11 protein-coding genes and 1 pseudogene are annotated in these 14,699 nt (G+C 56.8%); 10 read left to right on the top strand and 2 right to left on the bottom strand.

What is annotated here, in order from left to right; all coding sequences use genetic code 11:
- Positions 1–47: 47 nt before the first annotated feature.
- The 7 genes and pseudogenes from rfbG to SLW75_RS21885 all read left to right on the top strand — a co-directional run bounded on the left by rfbG (position 48) and on the right by SLW75_RS21885 (position 8,009).
- Positions 48–1,130, top strand: coding sequence for a CDP-glucose 4,6-dehydratase (gene rfbG, locus SLW75_RS21915; RefSeq protein ID WP_410935422.1), 1,083 nt, complete (start codon positions 48–50; stop codon positions 1,128–1,130).
- Positions 1,127–1,942, top strand: coding sequence for an NAD-dependent epimerase/dehydratase family protein (locus tag SLW75_RS21910; RefSeq protein WP_410935421.1), 816 nt, complete (start codon positions 1,127–1,129; stop codon positions 1,940–1,942). The genes rfbG and SLW75_RS21910 overlap by 4 nt, the downstream gene beginning before the upstream one ends.
- A 27-nt stretch (positions 1,943–1,969) precedes the next feature.
- Positions 1,970–2,932 carry a glycosyltransferase family 2 protein gene (locus SLW75_RS21905; RefSeq protein ID WP_410935453.1) on the top strand — a complete coding sequence of 321 codons (963 nt, stop codon included), beginning with the start codon at positions 1,970–1,972 and terminating at the stop codon, positions 2,930–2,932.
- 11 nt (positions 2,933–2,943) lie between these two features.
- The gene (gene rfbF / locus SLW75_RS21900) at positions 2,944–3,711 is read left to right on the top strand and encodes a glucose-1-phosphate cytidylyltransferase (protein WP_192133578.1); all 768 of its coding nucleotides are present in this window, start codon (positions 2,944–2,946) and stop codon (positions 3,709–3,711) included.
- A pseudogene (locus SLW75_RS21895) lies at positions 3,698–4,727 on the top strand (lysylphosphatidylglycerol synthase transmembrane domain-containing protein); the annotation flags it as partial. The gene rfbF and the pseudogene SLW75_RS21895, both read left to right, overlap by 14 nt.
- A gap of 27 nt (positions 4,728–4,754) precedes the next feature.
- Positions 4,755–6,065, top strand: a complete 1,311-nt coding sequence (locus SLW75_RS21890) for an NAD(P)/FAD-dependent oxidoreductase (protein ID WP_410935420.1) — start codon at positions 4,755–4,757, stop codon at positions 6,063–6,065.
- Positions 6,066–6,086: 21 nt separating this feature from the next.
- A complete protein-coding gene (locus SLW75_RS21885; protein WP_410935452.1) occupies positions 6,087–8,009 on the top strand; it encodes a hypothetical protein in 1,923 nt (640 codons plus the stop codon).
- Between the two features lie 111 nt (positions 8,010–8,120).
- On the opposite strand, the gene SLW75_RS21880 is transcribed toward SLW75_RS21885, so the two are convergent.
- Positions 8,121–9,365 carry an acyltransferase family protein gene (locus tag SLW75_RS21880; protein WP_410935419.1) on the bottom strand — a complete coding sequence of 415 codons (1,245 nt, stop codon included), beginning with the start codon at positions 9,363–9,365 and terminating at the stop codon, positions 8,121–8,123.
- 232 nt (positions 9,366–9,597) lie between these two features.
- Here SLW75_RS21880 and gmd point away from each other — a divergent pair, with 232 nt between their 5' ends.
- The 3 genes from gmd (at position 9,598) to SLW75_RS21865 (ending at position 12,782) form a co-directional block, all read left to right on the top strand.
- The gene (gene gmd, locus SLW75_RS21875; protein ID WP_410935418.1) at positions 9,598–10,629 is read left to right on the top strand and encodes a GDP-mannose 4,6-dehydratase; all 1,032 of its coding nucleotides are present in this window, start codon (positions 9,598–9,600) and stop codon (positions 10,627–10,629) included.
- On the top strand, positions 10,629–11,525 hold the full coding sequence (locus SLW75_RS21870; RefSeq protein ID WP_065988337.1) for a GDP-mannose 4,6-dehydratase: 897 nt from the start codon (positions 10,629–10,631) through the stop codon (positions 11,523–11,525). Before gmd ends, SLW75_RS21870 begins: the two co-directional genes overlap by 1 nt.
- A 135-nt stretch (positions 11,526–11,660) precedes the next feature.
- Positions 11,661–12,782 carry a glycosyltransferase family 4 protein gene (locus SLW75_RS21865; protein WP_410935417.1) on the top strand — a complete coding sequence of 374 codons (1,122 nt, stop codon included), beginning with the start codon at positions 11,661–11,663 and terminating at the stop codon, positions 12,780–12,782.
- A gap of 565 nt (positions 12,783–13,347) precedes the next feature.
- On the opposite strand, the gene SLW75_RS21860 is transcribed toward SLW75_RS21865, so the two are convergent.
- On the bottom strand, positions 13,348–14,685 hold the full coding sequence (locus SLW75_RS21860) for a DEAD/DEAH box helicase (RefSeq protein ID WP_296315014.1): 1,338 nt from the start codon (positions 14,683–14,685) through the stop codon (positions 13,348–13,350).
- Positions 14,686–14,699 lie beyond the last annotated feature (14 nt).

Below are 14,699 nucleotides of genomic sequence, written 5' to 3'. Positions count from 1 at the left end.
CCGTGCAAGGGTTGGGACCGATATAGACCAATGACGGTGCGAGTTTAATGACATCCAGATTGCAGTTCGAAGACCGACTCGTTGGTAAAAAGATCCTGGTGACCGGCCACACCGGCTTCACCGGAGGCTGGGCCTGTCTTTGGCTGAAGTCTATCGGTGCAGAAGTGGCAGGTTATGCGCTGGCACCAGATACCAGCCCTTCCTTGTTCACACAGCTCAATCTTGAACAGGAAATGGCGAGTACGCTGGGGGATATCTGTGATTTCGACGCCCTGTTGAACGCAGTTGAAGCCTTCCAGCCTGACCTGATACTCCATCTCGCTGCTCAGCCCCTCGTTCGTAAATCCTATCGCGAGCCTGTAAACACCTTTCTGGTCAATGCCCAGGGCACGGCGCATGTGCTGGAAGCCGCACGCTTGGTGAAGAGTGTGAAGGGTGTGCTGTGCATTACGACTGACAAGGTTTACAAAAACAACGAGTGGGCCTGGCCGTATCGGGAAAATGACCCATTGGGCGGCAAAGATCCTTACAGCGCCTCCAAAGCAGCAGCTGAAATGATCATCCAGAGTTACGCAGCCTCGTACCCGGCCTCCGAAGGCAAGGGTCCGGCGATTGCGACCGCTCGCGGTGGCAACATCATTGGCGGCGGCGACTGGTCAGAAGACCGATTGATTCCTGACTTTGTTCGAGCGGCTATAGACGGTGGTGCAATGACATTGCGCTATCCAGATGCGACCCGACCATGGCAGCACGTTCTCGCGTTGGTTCACGGGTATCTGGTGATTCTGGCCGGCCTGTTATCCGATCAGCCGGAGCGGGTGGCTAAGGCCTGGAACCTTGGCCCTCAGGAGTTGAAACAGTATTCCGTAAGAAACGTGCTCGAGCTGATGAGCGCGCACTGGCAGCGTCCGGAGCTTGAATATATGGACAACCCTCTGCCAGAAGCCGGTTCACTGGCACTGGACAGTTCCATCGCGCGAAACCAGCTGAACTGGATTCCCGTCTGGGACACTGATGAGGTCGTGCGCCAGACTGCTGTCTGGTACCGCGACTTCTATGCAGCGCCCGAAAAAACACGGGAAATTACTTTGTCGCAGATTAATGAGTGGCGTGCAGGCATCCAGGAATGATCTTCATCCTGGGTAGCCGGGGTCGCTTGGGGCAGGCGATAGCTGCTCAATACGCGCCAAGCGACGTCACCTGCGTAGATCGAAGCATTTACGAGCGGTGGTCGAGTGCAGGCGGGCACGCCGGGATAAGCGAATACTTCTCCCAGTGCCCGCCTGAACGATCGGTTGTTTACATTTGCTCGGGGCTTCTGGACCCTCGGCTCAGCGCCGAAGAGTTGCTAGCGGTCAACTATCACTTGCCTCGCAATGTGATCGGAAGCCTTGCGCGGTCGGGCATCCGGGTCGTGACTTTTGGCACGGCCATGGAGCACACCCTGACCAGCAATAGCTACGTCCAGAGCAAGCTCGCGCTGAGCGAGTATGTCGAGAACGCCAACGCTGACGGAGCACTGGCCACACACGTGCGTATCCACACGCTGTACGGCGGCGGCGATCCAAGTCCGTTCATGTTCCTTGGGCAGATCCTGACGGCCATCCGTACAGAATCGCCATTCGCCATGACCCTGGGCCGACAACTGCGTGAGTATCATCACGTGGATGACGATGCGCGCGCGGCCAAGTCGCTGGTTGACGCAAAACTTATCGGCCTCGTTGACCTCGCCCACGGAAGCCCGATCACCCTCAGAAGCTTGGCGGAATCCATCTTTGGCGCATTTGGCAAGACTCACTTGCTGCAACTGGGCGCCTTGCCAGAGCCTACTCAAGACAATTTCGACCTTGTGTTCGAGCGTCCACAGGTGCTGAAGGACTCACCGTTTCGAGAGGCCATACCAGCGGTCGTCGAATACCTGAAGTACAGGATGAACGCTTGAATGAACGGATTTGATAAGGAAATAACAATGTCAGAAAAGCGGCCTCTGATTTCGATATCGATCCCGGTCCTTAATGAGTCAGGCAATCTGGAAAACCTCTACAAACGCCTCGATGCCCTGGCCTTGAAGATGAGCGACCGGTGTGATCTTGAGTTTGTCTTTTCGGACAATCATTCAGACGACAACACGTGGGCCATGCTCGCTGAACTCGCGAGCAAAGACCCCCGCGTCAGAGCGATCCGGTTCTCGCGGAACTACGGGTTCCAGCGTTCAATCCTGGCCAACTATATGCACACACGCGGCGACGCAGTGATGCAGATTGACGCCGACCTTCAAGATCCTCCCGAGCTCCTTGAAGATTTTTTTGCCCGCTGGCAGGAAGGCCACGAAGTCGTCTATGGCGTGCGACGCAAACGACCGGAAGGTTGGCTGCTAAACAACTTCAGGCGTCTGGGCTATTGGGCCATCGACAAGGTTAGCGAACACCCGATTCCACGGGATGTGGGCGACTTCCGCTTGATGGACCGCAAGGTCATCGAAGTGCTGTTGAAGAGCAAAACCGCCAACCCGTATCTGCGCGGGATGATCGCTGGCATCGGTTTCAATCAGACCGGGATTGCCTACGACCGCGATGCGCGCATCGCTGGCGAGAGCAAGTTCAACGTAAACAGGCTGATCCGTCTGGGGTTGACTGCGGTTCTCAACCACTCGACGGTTCCCCTTCGTGCGGCCTCTTTCGTCGGCATTTTGATACTGGCGGCCAGTTTAGTGGGCGCCGCTTATTACCTGCTGTTGCGTTTTGCTCATCCCGATCTTCCCCAAGGCCTGGCGAGCATCCACATACTGGTGTTGTTCGGAATAGGGCTTAACTCTTTCCTGCTCGGCATCATCGGTGAGTATTTGTTGCGCATCTATCTGGTCCTGCGCGCAGACCCTGTTGCCGTTATTCAGCAAAGCCTCAACTTTGAACCCGCAGACCTGAAACTATAAGGATTGTTAGCATGAAAGCTGTAATTTTAGCCGGTGGTTTGGGAACCCGCATTGCGGAAGAGTCCGACACTAAACCAAAGCCGATGGTAGAAATCGGCGGCAAGCCATTGCTGTGGCACATCATGCGTACCTACGCCAATCACGGGATCAAGGATTTCGTTATTTGCCTGGGCTACAAGGGCTACGTCATCAAAGAGTTCTTCTTCAACTACTACCGTCACATGTCAGATATGACTATCGACCTGACAACTGGCGATACCCAGATTCTCAACAGTCAGGCCGAAGACTGGCGCATCACGCTGGTAGATACCGGCGCTGAAACCATGACCGGCGGACGTCTCAAGCGCGTTGCCCCTTACCTGAACAATGAGACTTTCTGCCTGACTTACGGCGACGGCTTGTCTGATATCGACATCAGCGCCGAGGTGGCTTTCCACCGTCAGCACGGCAAGCTGGCTACCGTTGCAGCTGTTCAGCCGCCAGGCCGTTTCGGTGTGTTGAATATCAACGAGCACAACAGCGTGTCCAGTTTCGAAGAGAAACCAAGCGACGAGATTGGCTGGATCAACGGCGGTTTCTTCGTGCTGGAACCTGAGGCGATCAAGTACATCGACGGCGACGCGATTTCCTGGGAGCGCGAGCCCCTGATGCAGTTGGCTAAAGACGGGCAGCTGAGCGCGTTCCATCACACCGGTTTCTGGCAGCCGTGCGACACGCTGCGCGACAAGCGCGAGCTCGAGGCTCTCTGGGCCGCAGACAAAGCTCCTTGGCGCATTTGAGAAAAACGATGACAGCAGCAACGCAACCCAAGCAAAAGCGCTGGATCAAGCATGTTATCGGGGCCGCTGTAACCCTCGTCTGCCTGCTGGCCATTGCGCGACTCGTGAACTTCTCGGAAGTCATGGACGCGCTTGAGCACTTCCGCTGGCACTACCTCGTGCTCGGAATAGCATCACTGGCCTTTGGATATGCCGTGCGTATCTTCAGGTGGTCGGTGATGCTTTCCGCCGCTTCACACGCCGTTGGTTTCCGGAACTGCGCAGCACCTTTTCTGGGTGCAATTGCGCTTAATAACGTCCTGCCGCTTCGCCTTGGAGATGTCATCCGGGCGCTGGTCTTTCCGGGCGCTATGGGCGTCACCAAGACGGTGGCCACCACGAGTCTGGTGGTAGAACGCCTGATCGACCTGGTCACACTCATCGCGTGCCTGGCGTTAGGCATTCTGGCAGTGAGCACACTTGATATACCGCCGGCCATCAGGCAGACAGCTGTCATCCTTGCGGCACTGGGTGGCATTGCATTGGCTCTCGGTTTCTTCTTTTCGGGCGCTTTCGCGCGGTTGTTCACAAAGCTGGGAAATGACCAGCCCACCAGTAAGGTTCCGCCTAAGTTACAAACCGTTTTCCGCACGGTAGGCGGCCTTTTCGAAAGCTTTGAGGTGATGTCGAGACCACGCGTTCTGGGCCTCATGTTGCTGCTCTCGATGCTTGTCTGGCTGGGGGAATCCGGCCTGTTCTTTTTTGCATTGCTCGGGTTAGGTCTGGATGCCAGCCCGCTTATGGCCTTGTTGGTCATGGCTATTGCGACGCTATCGACACTGGCGCCGTCATCTCCGGGTTATGTGGGACCGTTTCACCTGGCAGCTTTTACCGCCGTGACCCTTATTGGCGGAACCACTGCGCAAGCGGGCAGCTACGCAGTGATTGTCCATCTTGCGCTCTGGCTACCGACCACCATCGTTGGCGCCTTGGCAATATGGTCCCGTCCTGCCCTGTTCAAAGCAGCCACTGAGTGATTGCGCAAACTTACATTGGAATCGTAAATGAATAACTATGATGTTGTGATTGTCGGGGGCGGATTCACAGGCCTCACGGCAGCCTATGTGCTGTCGAAGCAGGGCAAGCGGGTACGGGTTCTTGAAGCAGATTCCACCCCGGGTGGTCTGGCCGGTATCTTCGAATTCGAAGACGGCGTGCGAGTCGAGAAGTTCTACCATCACTGGTTCAACAACGACGTATTTGTCCCGGAACTCGTCAAGGAATTAGGCCTTGAGGGCGACGTTATCCTGCTGCCAACCCGCACAGGCATGTATTTCAATGGCCGGATGTGGAAGCTCTCGACCCCTCTGGATCTCCTGCGCTTTAAAGCCCTTTCGCTGGTGGATCGCATCCGTCTCGGGCTGCTGGTTTTTCAAGTCCGTCGTATCAAGGACTGGAAAACCATCGAGCACTTGAGCATTCGCGAGTGGCTGGAGGGGATGTGCGGTAAGTCGGTTTACAAAGTCGTCTGGGAACCGCTTATCAACTCGAAGTTTTCCGTTTATGCAGAGGCTGTCAACGCCGTCTGGATGTGGAAGAAGCTGGTCCTGCGCGGCAGCACTCGCAACGACAAAGGCGGCGAAGAGCTGGCTTACTTCAAAGGCGGGTTCGGTCGCCTCGCTGAAGCAATGGTTTCTGCCATCCACGCCAATGGCGGGGAAGTATCGTTTGGCAGCAAGGTGACCGGCGTTGTAACGGCAGGCAAGCAGATGTCAGCCGTGATGACTGAAAGCGGCCCGGTCGAGGGCAACAAGTTCCTGTTCACACCGTCCTTCCCGCTCATCGCTGACATGTTCCAGAATTCGGCAGATGACGCCTGGCTCGCCAAGCTGCGTCGCGTCAAATATCTGGGCAACATGTGCCTGGTATTGAGGCTGAAACAGAGCCTGTCCGACACCTACTGGCTGAACGTCAACGACCCTGGATTTCCTTTCGTGGGCGTCATTGAGCACACCAACTTTGACACCCCCGAGAACTACAAGGGCAGCCACATCGCTTACCTGTCGCGTTACCTGGCCACTGAAGACCCGGTATGGCAATACTCTGACGCGGAGTATCTCGATTTCGCCCTCACCCACCTGAAACGCATGTTTCCACATTTTGAAAAAGACTGGATCATCGACTTCAAGGTCTGGCGTTCGGAGTATGCGCAGCCAGTGACTGAGCGTAACTACTCGCAATATGTACCCGATGCTTCCACGCCTTATGACAATGCTTTGATCTCGACCATGGCCCAGATTTATCCGGAAGACCGTGGTACGAACTACGCCATCCGTGAGGGTCGTCTGATCGCCAAAAAGCTAAGCAACGGATAAGGAAATCTGGACGTGGATCGAATGTGGCTGCTGCCATCGCGTTTTCTGTGCTTAGTACTGCTGTTGGTAGCAGGGCTCATGGTGCTCATCAACCTTGACTCGCTGTGGAGTCAATCGGTGGATCTGGCGCATCACTATGCGTTGACCTATCGCATTTCAGAGCAGTTTCATTTGATGGACTCGAATGATCCTACTTTGGGAGAGATGAATTACTACCCGAGGCTGAGCCATGTATTTGCGGCCATCCTCGGGTGGCCACTCAACTCGAATTTGCTGGGTATCCAAGTCGTCACCCTGATGTCTCTGGGTGCTATATGGGGTGGATTCGTCTACCTGTTGAACACGCTGCCGAAACCGCTTGGGTGGCTATCCACCGCAGCCTTGGCGGCGGCGCTGCTGCTTAACAGGTTCACGCTGAAACTTGAGGTGCACGGTGCAGAAGTCGTCAGCAACTTTTTCTATTCCCAGTTAGTGGCGCAAGCCATCATCGTGCTTGCCATAGCGGGCGCGGTGTATCTGGAGTCGAAGAAGGGACGTTGGGCCGCATACGTATTCCTGATTGGGGTCATTGCGCTCAACACGGGTGTCCATCTGCTGCCTACGCTCGAACTGCTGGCAATGCTCGGGGCCATGGCACTGTTCAATGGCTTCCAGGACATCATCCAGAAGAAAAGCCGGACGACTGCTCTCGCAGGACTGATCGTCCCGGTGATTGCTCTGTGTGGCGTGGTATTGAACCCGGCATTTGCCGCCATGCGAAAGATCGCGGAGAACGATGGCGGGCTTGAACTTCAACGCGTCAGCTACCCGCTGGGTCTGGGAACACTTTGCGTATTGGCTTTGGTGATCTCGGCTGGATTGATCATCGCGCACATGAAGCCGGCCAGCAGGCTCTCTCATCCCGCCGTTAAATACATTGCGTTGTATGGGGCGGGGGTCGCAGCACTTTGCCTGCTTCAGATGGTGCTTGTGAAGTTCGGATTCGGTTCCAACTATGCGGTGAAGAAGTACGGATTCGGAATCATCAGCTACCTCTTCGTGGCCATGGCCATCGTTGCAGGTGAGTTTGTCCTGCGGGTGGGTCCGACGGTACTGACAACCCTTCGCATGCCCTCAGCCGCCGAAGCGTTGATTGCTGGCGGCTGCCTGTGGGTCATTATCAAATCTGTGATCATTCCGTATCAGGTGATCGATTTCTCTGAGCTTCTGCAGACTGAGAAAAAGATCATCAACATCACCTCAACCGACATCCCGAGAATACCCGGCAAGGCCAATGCGGTAATCGGCCTAGCGGGCTATTACAAGACATTCAACTATATGTTTTCGCTGGCAATGGCGCACACGCCGCGAACGCTGGCGATCCCAGACATTCTACTGGCGGACAAGCTGGATGATTATTCTAACTATGGCTACATCGTCAGCAGCGAGGGCTCAGCGAAATACGACATGATTGAGTGCGAGGTAAGTCGGCAAGGGGGTATCACCATCAACAATGCCGGCTGTATCGCCGAGCAGCTCAAGCAAACAGATGCGTGTCGGAACACAATTGACTTCTCAAGCGCAGGCCTTGTGGATTCAAACCGTGTCACTGGATTTGGTGCCGCCGAATCTGATGGGCGCTGGATCAACAGCAAGGTGGGGACTTATACCTGCGATGTTCCGAAAAGAGCGCCTGAAGCGCTCGATATCGAGATGCACCCGCTTCTCACCGCGTCGTTGAAAAGCCAACGGATCAAAATTCTCGCCAATGGGCAGCCTGTCTATGACGCGAGCATTGATCACGTTTCGGATGAACCTGTCAGGGTGCCACTCCCGGCTCCGGATGCTTCGGGTAAGCTGGTTATTACCTTCGAAACGCCGGACGCAACGTCTCCAAAGCAACTTGGGGTGGGACAGGATGACCGTACGCTAGGCTTCTTCGTGAAATCGATCAGGTTTCAGTAACCACTCACTGCGACTCCCAATTCAAGGGTCGTAGGTTCAAAAGAAAGGGGGCCATGATCATGGCCCCCTTTTTTATATCCGTGTCTCGTCATTCCTATCCCTTGGGTTGGATCAGGACGCGCCCACCGTTACCTTACGATCAATCAAAGGCTTGTTGCCCGACAGCCTTTTGCCCAAGTGCATGGTTGGCTTCTCTACCAAAACATGCAGCGCGTACGCCAGCACCAGTACGAAGACTAGCGTGATGAGCCCGGCAATCGGGTAAATGACGCCTTGATCCATCAAGATCCGAATCGACAGATAACCGATGATCGAATGCAGCACGTAGACCGAGTAGCTGATATTAGCCAGGAAGTCGATCGGAGGGATCGGTCTGAAATAGCGACGAAACGCATAGCTGACACTGAACAGAATCAGCCCGTACAGGTAGTTCTGAGGCACGTCAGGGATCTGGTTGACCCACGATGTATGCTGCCAGCACATCATGAACAGGATGACCAATATCGCCGCGTACTGGACTAATTGCCGCGTCGTGTAGGTACCGGTGTAATGGTGATAAAAACCGGTCCCGACGAACATGAAAATGACGCACATCAGTTCCGTCTTTAGCGAATCCATCAACTCGGCGGAGGCGTTCATCTGGCCAAGCCAGTCAGGAAACGCTTGAGTTGCAGCAAGGACAGCAGCGGAAAACAAAAATATTGGGTAGGCGTTGCCAGTCCTGACTGAGCGATAAAGAAGCGTGGCAACTATATAAAACTTGATTTCGATCGACAGCGTCCAGTTCACCAGGTCGATCGTCGGGCTTCCAAAGTTACCCTGCAATAGCAGCAAATTCTCAACGAACCGATCTAGCGGCATGCTGAATTCTTTACCCCAGTAAACGCTGGACAGGTAGACCAGCCCCAGCATTATCAAGCTGGCTGCGATATAGGTCGGGTAGATTCGTAAAAAGCGGGCAATCAAGAACTTGCCGGGAGCCAGTCTCGCCAGCGAGAAAGGAATCACGAAGCCACTGATCAAGAAGAATATTGAGACACCGAAAGGCCCGTAGTTGAAGGTCGGAATGGTCAGCCACTGAATCATCCGGGATGAAGGTCCCTCGACCAGCGGCGCGTGAATGTACGACGCTACTGTCTCCCGGGCGTACCAGTAGACGCCACACCAATGCACGATGATGACAGCTACAACTGCCAACCCTCTTAGCTGATTGGCAAAAAGGGCTCTGTCCGTGTTTTTCTGCATTATTTCCCCAACTCCCACTTCAAAACCCGGCGCAAACCGCGAGGCGCACTGGGTCATCCTTGTTACAGTTTTAACTTCATCAAAACCAACGAGGTATACCTGAGCATCCACGCAAGTCGATTTCGCTGCCGAGTCGTGACGGTGCAGGCTTCACGCAGTACGGCTACATGGTCTAACCGGTGATGAGTGCCCGTCTGAAACGCGACTATACGCGACGCAGCTTAGTAACTCATCGTTCTCTACCGTCGTCCGTCACGTTCATTTTCTGTATGATGGCGCCCTTGTTTACGCTTGGCGCCCAGCCAGGCTTTGTCTTCGGCGCTATGGGGTTTAGAGGATTCGCATGAAAGCAATTGTTACCGGCATCACTGGTCAAGACGGCGCCTATCTGGCTGAACTGCTGCTTGGCAAGGGCTACACCGTCTACGGCACCTATCGTCGTACCAGTTCTGTCAATTTCTGGCGGATCGAAGAACTGGGCATCCAGAACAATCCAAACCTGCACTTGGTCGAGTACGACCTGACCGACCTGTCGGCCAGCATCCGCCTGCTGCAGACCACCGAAGCCACCGAGGTGTACAACCTCGCCGCGCAGAGCTTCGTGGGCGTTTCCTTCGAACAGCCGATCACCACCGCCGAAATCACCGGCCTGGGCGCTGTGAATCTGCTGGAAGCCATCCGTATCGTTAACCCGAAAGTCCGCTTCTACCAAGCGTCGACTTCCGAGATGTTCGGTAAGGTTCAGGCCATTCCTCAGGTTGAAGACACGCCGTTCTACCCGCGCAGCCCTTACGGCGTCGCCAAGCTGTACGCTCACTGGATGACAATCAACTATCGCGAGTCGTACGGCATTTTTGCGACCAGCGGTATTCTGTTCAACCACGAGTCGCCACTGCGCGGCCGTGAGTTCGTAACACGCAAAATCACTGACACCGTTGCCAAGATCAAGCTGGGTCTGCAGGACTCGCTGGTACTGGGCAACATGGACGCCAAGCGCGACTGGGGCTTTGCCAAAGAGTACGTCGAAGGCATGTGGCGCATGCTGCAGGCTGATGAGCCGGACACCTTCGTTCTGGCCACCAACCGCACTGAAACCGTCCGTGACTTCGTCGCGATGGCATTCAAGGCTGTCGACATCACCATCAACTGGAGTGGCGAAGCCGAAGAAGAAATCGGTACCTGCGCTGCCACTGGCAAGGTTCTGGTTTCGGTCAATCCGAAGTTCTATCGCCCAACCGAAGTTGAGCTGTTGATCGGCAACCCGGTCAAAGCCAAGGAAGTTCTGGGCTGGGAGCCTAAGACCAACCTGGAAGAGCTGTGCCGCATGATGGTCGAAGCGGACCTGCGTCGTAACGAAAAAGGGTTCTCGTTCTGATGAGTATCGCCGGCAAGCGAGCGCTGATAACGGGTATTCATGGATTTACGGGGCGCTACATGGCCGCCGAGCTCACAGCCCAGGGCTGCGAAGTTGTTGGCCTGGGCAGCAATCCGTCCGATGAAGCCAATTATTATCAGGCCGACCTCACCGATCTGGTGGGTCTGAGCAAGCTGCTGGCGGACCTTCAGCCGGACATCGTCGTTCATCTCGCGGCACTGGCGTTTGTCGGGCACGGCGCGGCGGATGCGTTTTACCAGGTCAATCTGATTGGGACGCGCAACCTGCTCGAAGCCATCGCCCACTGCGGCAAGGCGCCGGAAAGCGTTTTGATCGCCAGCAGTGCCAACGTGTATGGCAATGCGTCGGAAGGGTTGCTTGATGAAAGCACCAGGCCGGCGCCGGCCAACGATTACGCCGTGAGCAAGCTGGCCATGGAATACATGGCCAGTCTGTGGTTCGGGCGGTTGCCGATCATCATCGCGCGCCCGTTCAACTACACCGGCGTCGGCCAGGCGGAAAACTTCCTGCTGCCGAAGATCGTCAAACACTTCCGCGAGAAGGCCGAGAAAATCGAGCTGGGCAACCTGGATGTCTGGCGCGATTTCAGCGACGTCCGTTCGCTGGTGGCCGCTTACCGCGGGCTGCTTGAAGCCAAGCCGTTCGGTCAGTACGTGAATGTCAGCTCCGGCAAGACTCACTCGCTGCGTGAAGTGCTCGACATGTGTCGCGCCATCACCGGCCACGACCTCACCGTCGAAGTGAATCCTGCTTTCGTGCGGGCCAACGAGGTGAAGACCTTGTGCGGCGACAACAGCAAGCTGAAGTCGCTGGTCCCGGGCTGGCAGACACCCGAGCTGAGCGAAACGCTTGGCTGGATGCTGGCCGACGCGTAACGCCGCAGTACCCAACCCGAAGCGCTGTGTGGCGCTTCGGGTTTTCCTTTATCCTCCGCTCCACACATCCCCGCTCTGCCCGCAACGCACCTATCGCGAGAACAGCGGACGTTATCGTTTCGTCAGAGAATCCTGATGACCAAAGTTTTGCACTTCTTCAAGACCTACTTCCCGGAAAGCAAGGGCGGTGGGGTCGAGCAAGTCATCTTCCAGCTGGCACAGGGTTGTCAGGCCCACGGGATCGAGTCCCAGGTGCTGTCGCTGAGCACACGGGGCGCGGCGCGTAACGAGACGGTCGGCAATCACATCGCTCACCGTTCAAAGCAGGATCTGTACGTCGCGTCGACGGGCTTTTCGCTGTCGGGCATTCGGGACTTCAAAGAGCTCGCGCGCGACGCTGACGTCGTGCACTACCACTTCCCGTGGCCGTACATGGACATCGCGCACTTCGCCGCGCAGATCAAAAAGCCGACGGTGGTGAGTTACCATTCGGACATCATCAAGCAGAAGACGCTGCTCAAGCTGTATGCGCCGTTGATGAACCGATTTCTGGGGAGTGTTGATCGGATTGTCGTTTCCTCGCCCAACTATGCCGCCAGCAGCGACGTGCTGACCCGGTTCAGGGATAAGGTCGAGATCATTCCGTTCGGGCTGGATCGAGCCACTTACCCTGCCCCGTCTCAGGCGAAACTCGAGCACTGGAAACAGCAACTGGGCGAGCGCTTCTTTCTGTTCGTCGGTGCGCTGCGTTACTACAAAGGGTTGGATTTTCTGCTTGAGGCGGCGCACAAGAATCGTCTGCCGGTGGTGATCATGGGCGGCGGGCATCAGGAGCTGGAGCTCAAGGCGAAGGCCAAGGCGCTCGGGCTTAGCAATGTCGTGTTTGTGGGCAGCCTGCCGGATGAGGACAAGAACGCGCTGCTGATCCTGTGTGAAGCGTTTGTATTCCCGTCGCACCAGCGTTCGGAATCCTTCGGGATCTCGCTGCTGGAAGCGGCGATGTATGGCAAGCCGATGATCTCGTGCGAAATGGGCACGGGCACCACCTTTATCAACATCGCGGACGAGACCGGGCTGGTGGTTCCGCCACGGGATTCGGATGCGTTGGCGGCCGCGATGAATACGCTGTGGAATGACAGAGAGCGGGCGACGCAGATGGGGTTGAAGGCGGCGCAGCGGTTTGAGTCGATGTTTACCGCGGAGAAGATGGTGCAGGGGTATTCGGATCTTTATCAGGATGTGCTGCGCCGGCGATAGGTATTAGCAGGATTGGCTTTAGCCGGGAAGACGCCGGTCGTCACGCCGCACAATTAATGGCGCTCACATTGCCCTCTTCCCGGCTGAAGCCGGTCCTACTGACACAGCGCGGTCCCGCATTGATCGCGTACACCCGTAGGACTGGCTTTAGCCGGGAAGGCGTCAGGTGTCACAGTGCAAAATTGATGGTGCTCAAAACGGCCTCTTCCCGGCTGAAGCCGGTCCCACTGACACAGCGCGGTCCCGCATTGATCGCGTACACCCGTAGGACTGGCTTTAGCCGGGAAGGCGTCAGGTGTCACGCCGCAAACCTCATGGAGCTCATGCTGGCCTCTTCCCGGCTAAAGCCGGTCCCACTGACACAGCGCGGTCCCACATTGATCGCGTACACCCGTAGGACTGGCTTTAGCCGGGAAGACGCCGGTCGTCACGCCGCACAATTAATGGCGCTCACACTGCCCTCTTCCCGGCTGAAGCCGGTCCCACTGACACAGCGCGCTCCCCCATTGATCGCGCTGAAGTCCGGGTACTGGTGATCTCGCCCGAACTCGACCCGCATTGCTTCTTACGGCTTACGCTTGCGCGGTCCGGTGTTGAACACCGGCACTTTGCGCACAGGTTTGATGGACGGCACTTCTGCCGCCGCTTCGCCGCTGTCGACCCACTTGCCCAGATTGCGTTTGCCGCCTCCGCCGCTGGTTTTTGGTTTCTTTGGCTTTTTCGGCTTTTTCAGAACCTGCCCGGTCGCGTCGGTGGCCGGCACGCGGTGTTCTGGAATGAAATCCGGTTCTTCGCGACGCTGGAGGGTCTGGCGGGTCAGCATTTCGATGGCGCTGAGCAGGTCGACTTCGTCGGCGCACACCAGGGAAATCGCTTCACCGGTCTGGCCCGCGCGGCCGGTGCGACCAATGCGGTGGATGTAGTCTTCGGCAACGATCGGCAGGTCGAGGTTGACCACGGTCGGCAGGTCGTCGATGTCCAGACCGCGAGCCGCCACATCGGTGGCAACCAGGATCTGCACGTCACCGCTCTTGAAGCGATCCAGCGCGCGCTGGCGAGTGGCCTGGGGTTTGTCACCGTGAATGCCGTCGGCGTTGAGACTCAGGCCTTGCAGACGCTCCACCAACTGGTCGACGCCGACGCGGGTTTTCGCGAAGACCAGCACCTGACCCCAGCGATGCTTCTTGAGCAGATGGATGAACAGTTCGCTCTTGCGCTTCTTGTCGACGGTGACGATCCACTGCTTGACCGATGATGCCGCGACGTTGCGCGGGCTGACTTCGATGGTCAGCGGGTTGTCGAGCATCTGCCCGGCCAGCGCGCGGATCGCATCGGAGAAGGTCGCGGAGAACAGCAGCGTCTGGCGGCGTTTCGGCAATGCGGCGTAGATGTCACGCAGTTCTTCGGAAAAGCCGAGATCGAGCATGCGATCCGCTTCGTCGAGGATCAGGGTCTGCAGTTGGGAGAACTTCACGGCGTTCTGGCGATACAGGTCGAGCAGACGGCCGGGGGTAGCAACCAGCACGTCAACGCCTCGACGCAGTTTCATCATCTGCGGGTTGATGCTGACGCCGCCGTAGGCCGCGTAGGTGGTCAGCGGCAGGTGCTCGGCGTATTGCGCGATGGCTTCGTGAACCTGCTCGGCCAGTTCGCGGGTCGGCACCAGCACCAGCGCGCGCACGGAGTTGGCGGCGACCTTCGGGCCTTCCATGGTCAGGCGTTGCAGCAAAGGCAACGCGAAACCTGCGGTCTTGCCAGTGCCGGTCTGGGCGGCGGCCATGAGGTCGCGGCCTTCGAGCACGGGCGGAATCGCCTGGGCCTGAACGGGGGTGGGAGTCTGGTAGCCCAGTGTTTCGAGGGCACGCAGCAGGGGTTCGATCAGGCCGAGGGAGGCGAATGTCATTTCAGTACCGTTGG

The organism is Pseudomonas sp. W5-01 (genome assembly GCF_046540435.1).
Classification (GTDB): Bacteria; Pseudomonadota; Gammaproteobacteria; order Pseudomonadales; family Pseudomonadaceae; genus Aquipseudomonas; species Aquipseudomonas graminis_B.
The sequence above is the reverse complement of the archived record's forward strand: the minus strand, read 5'-3'. Positions and strand labels throughout refer to the sequence as shown.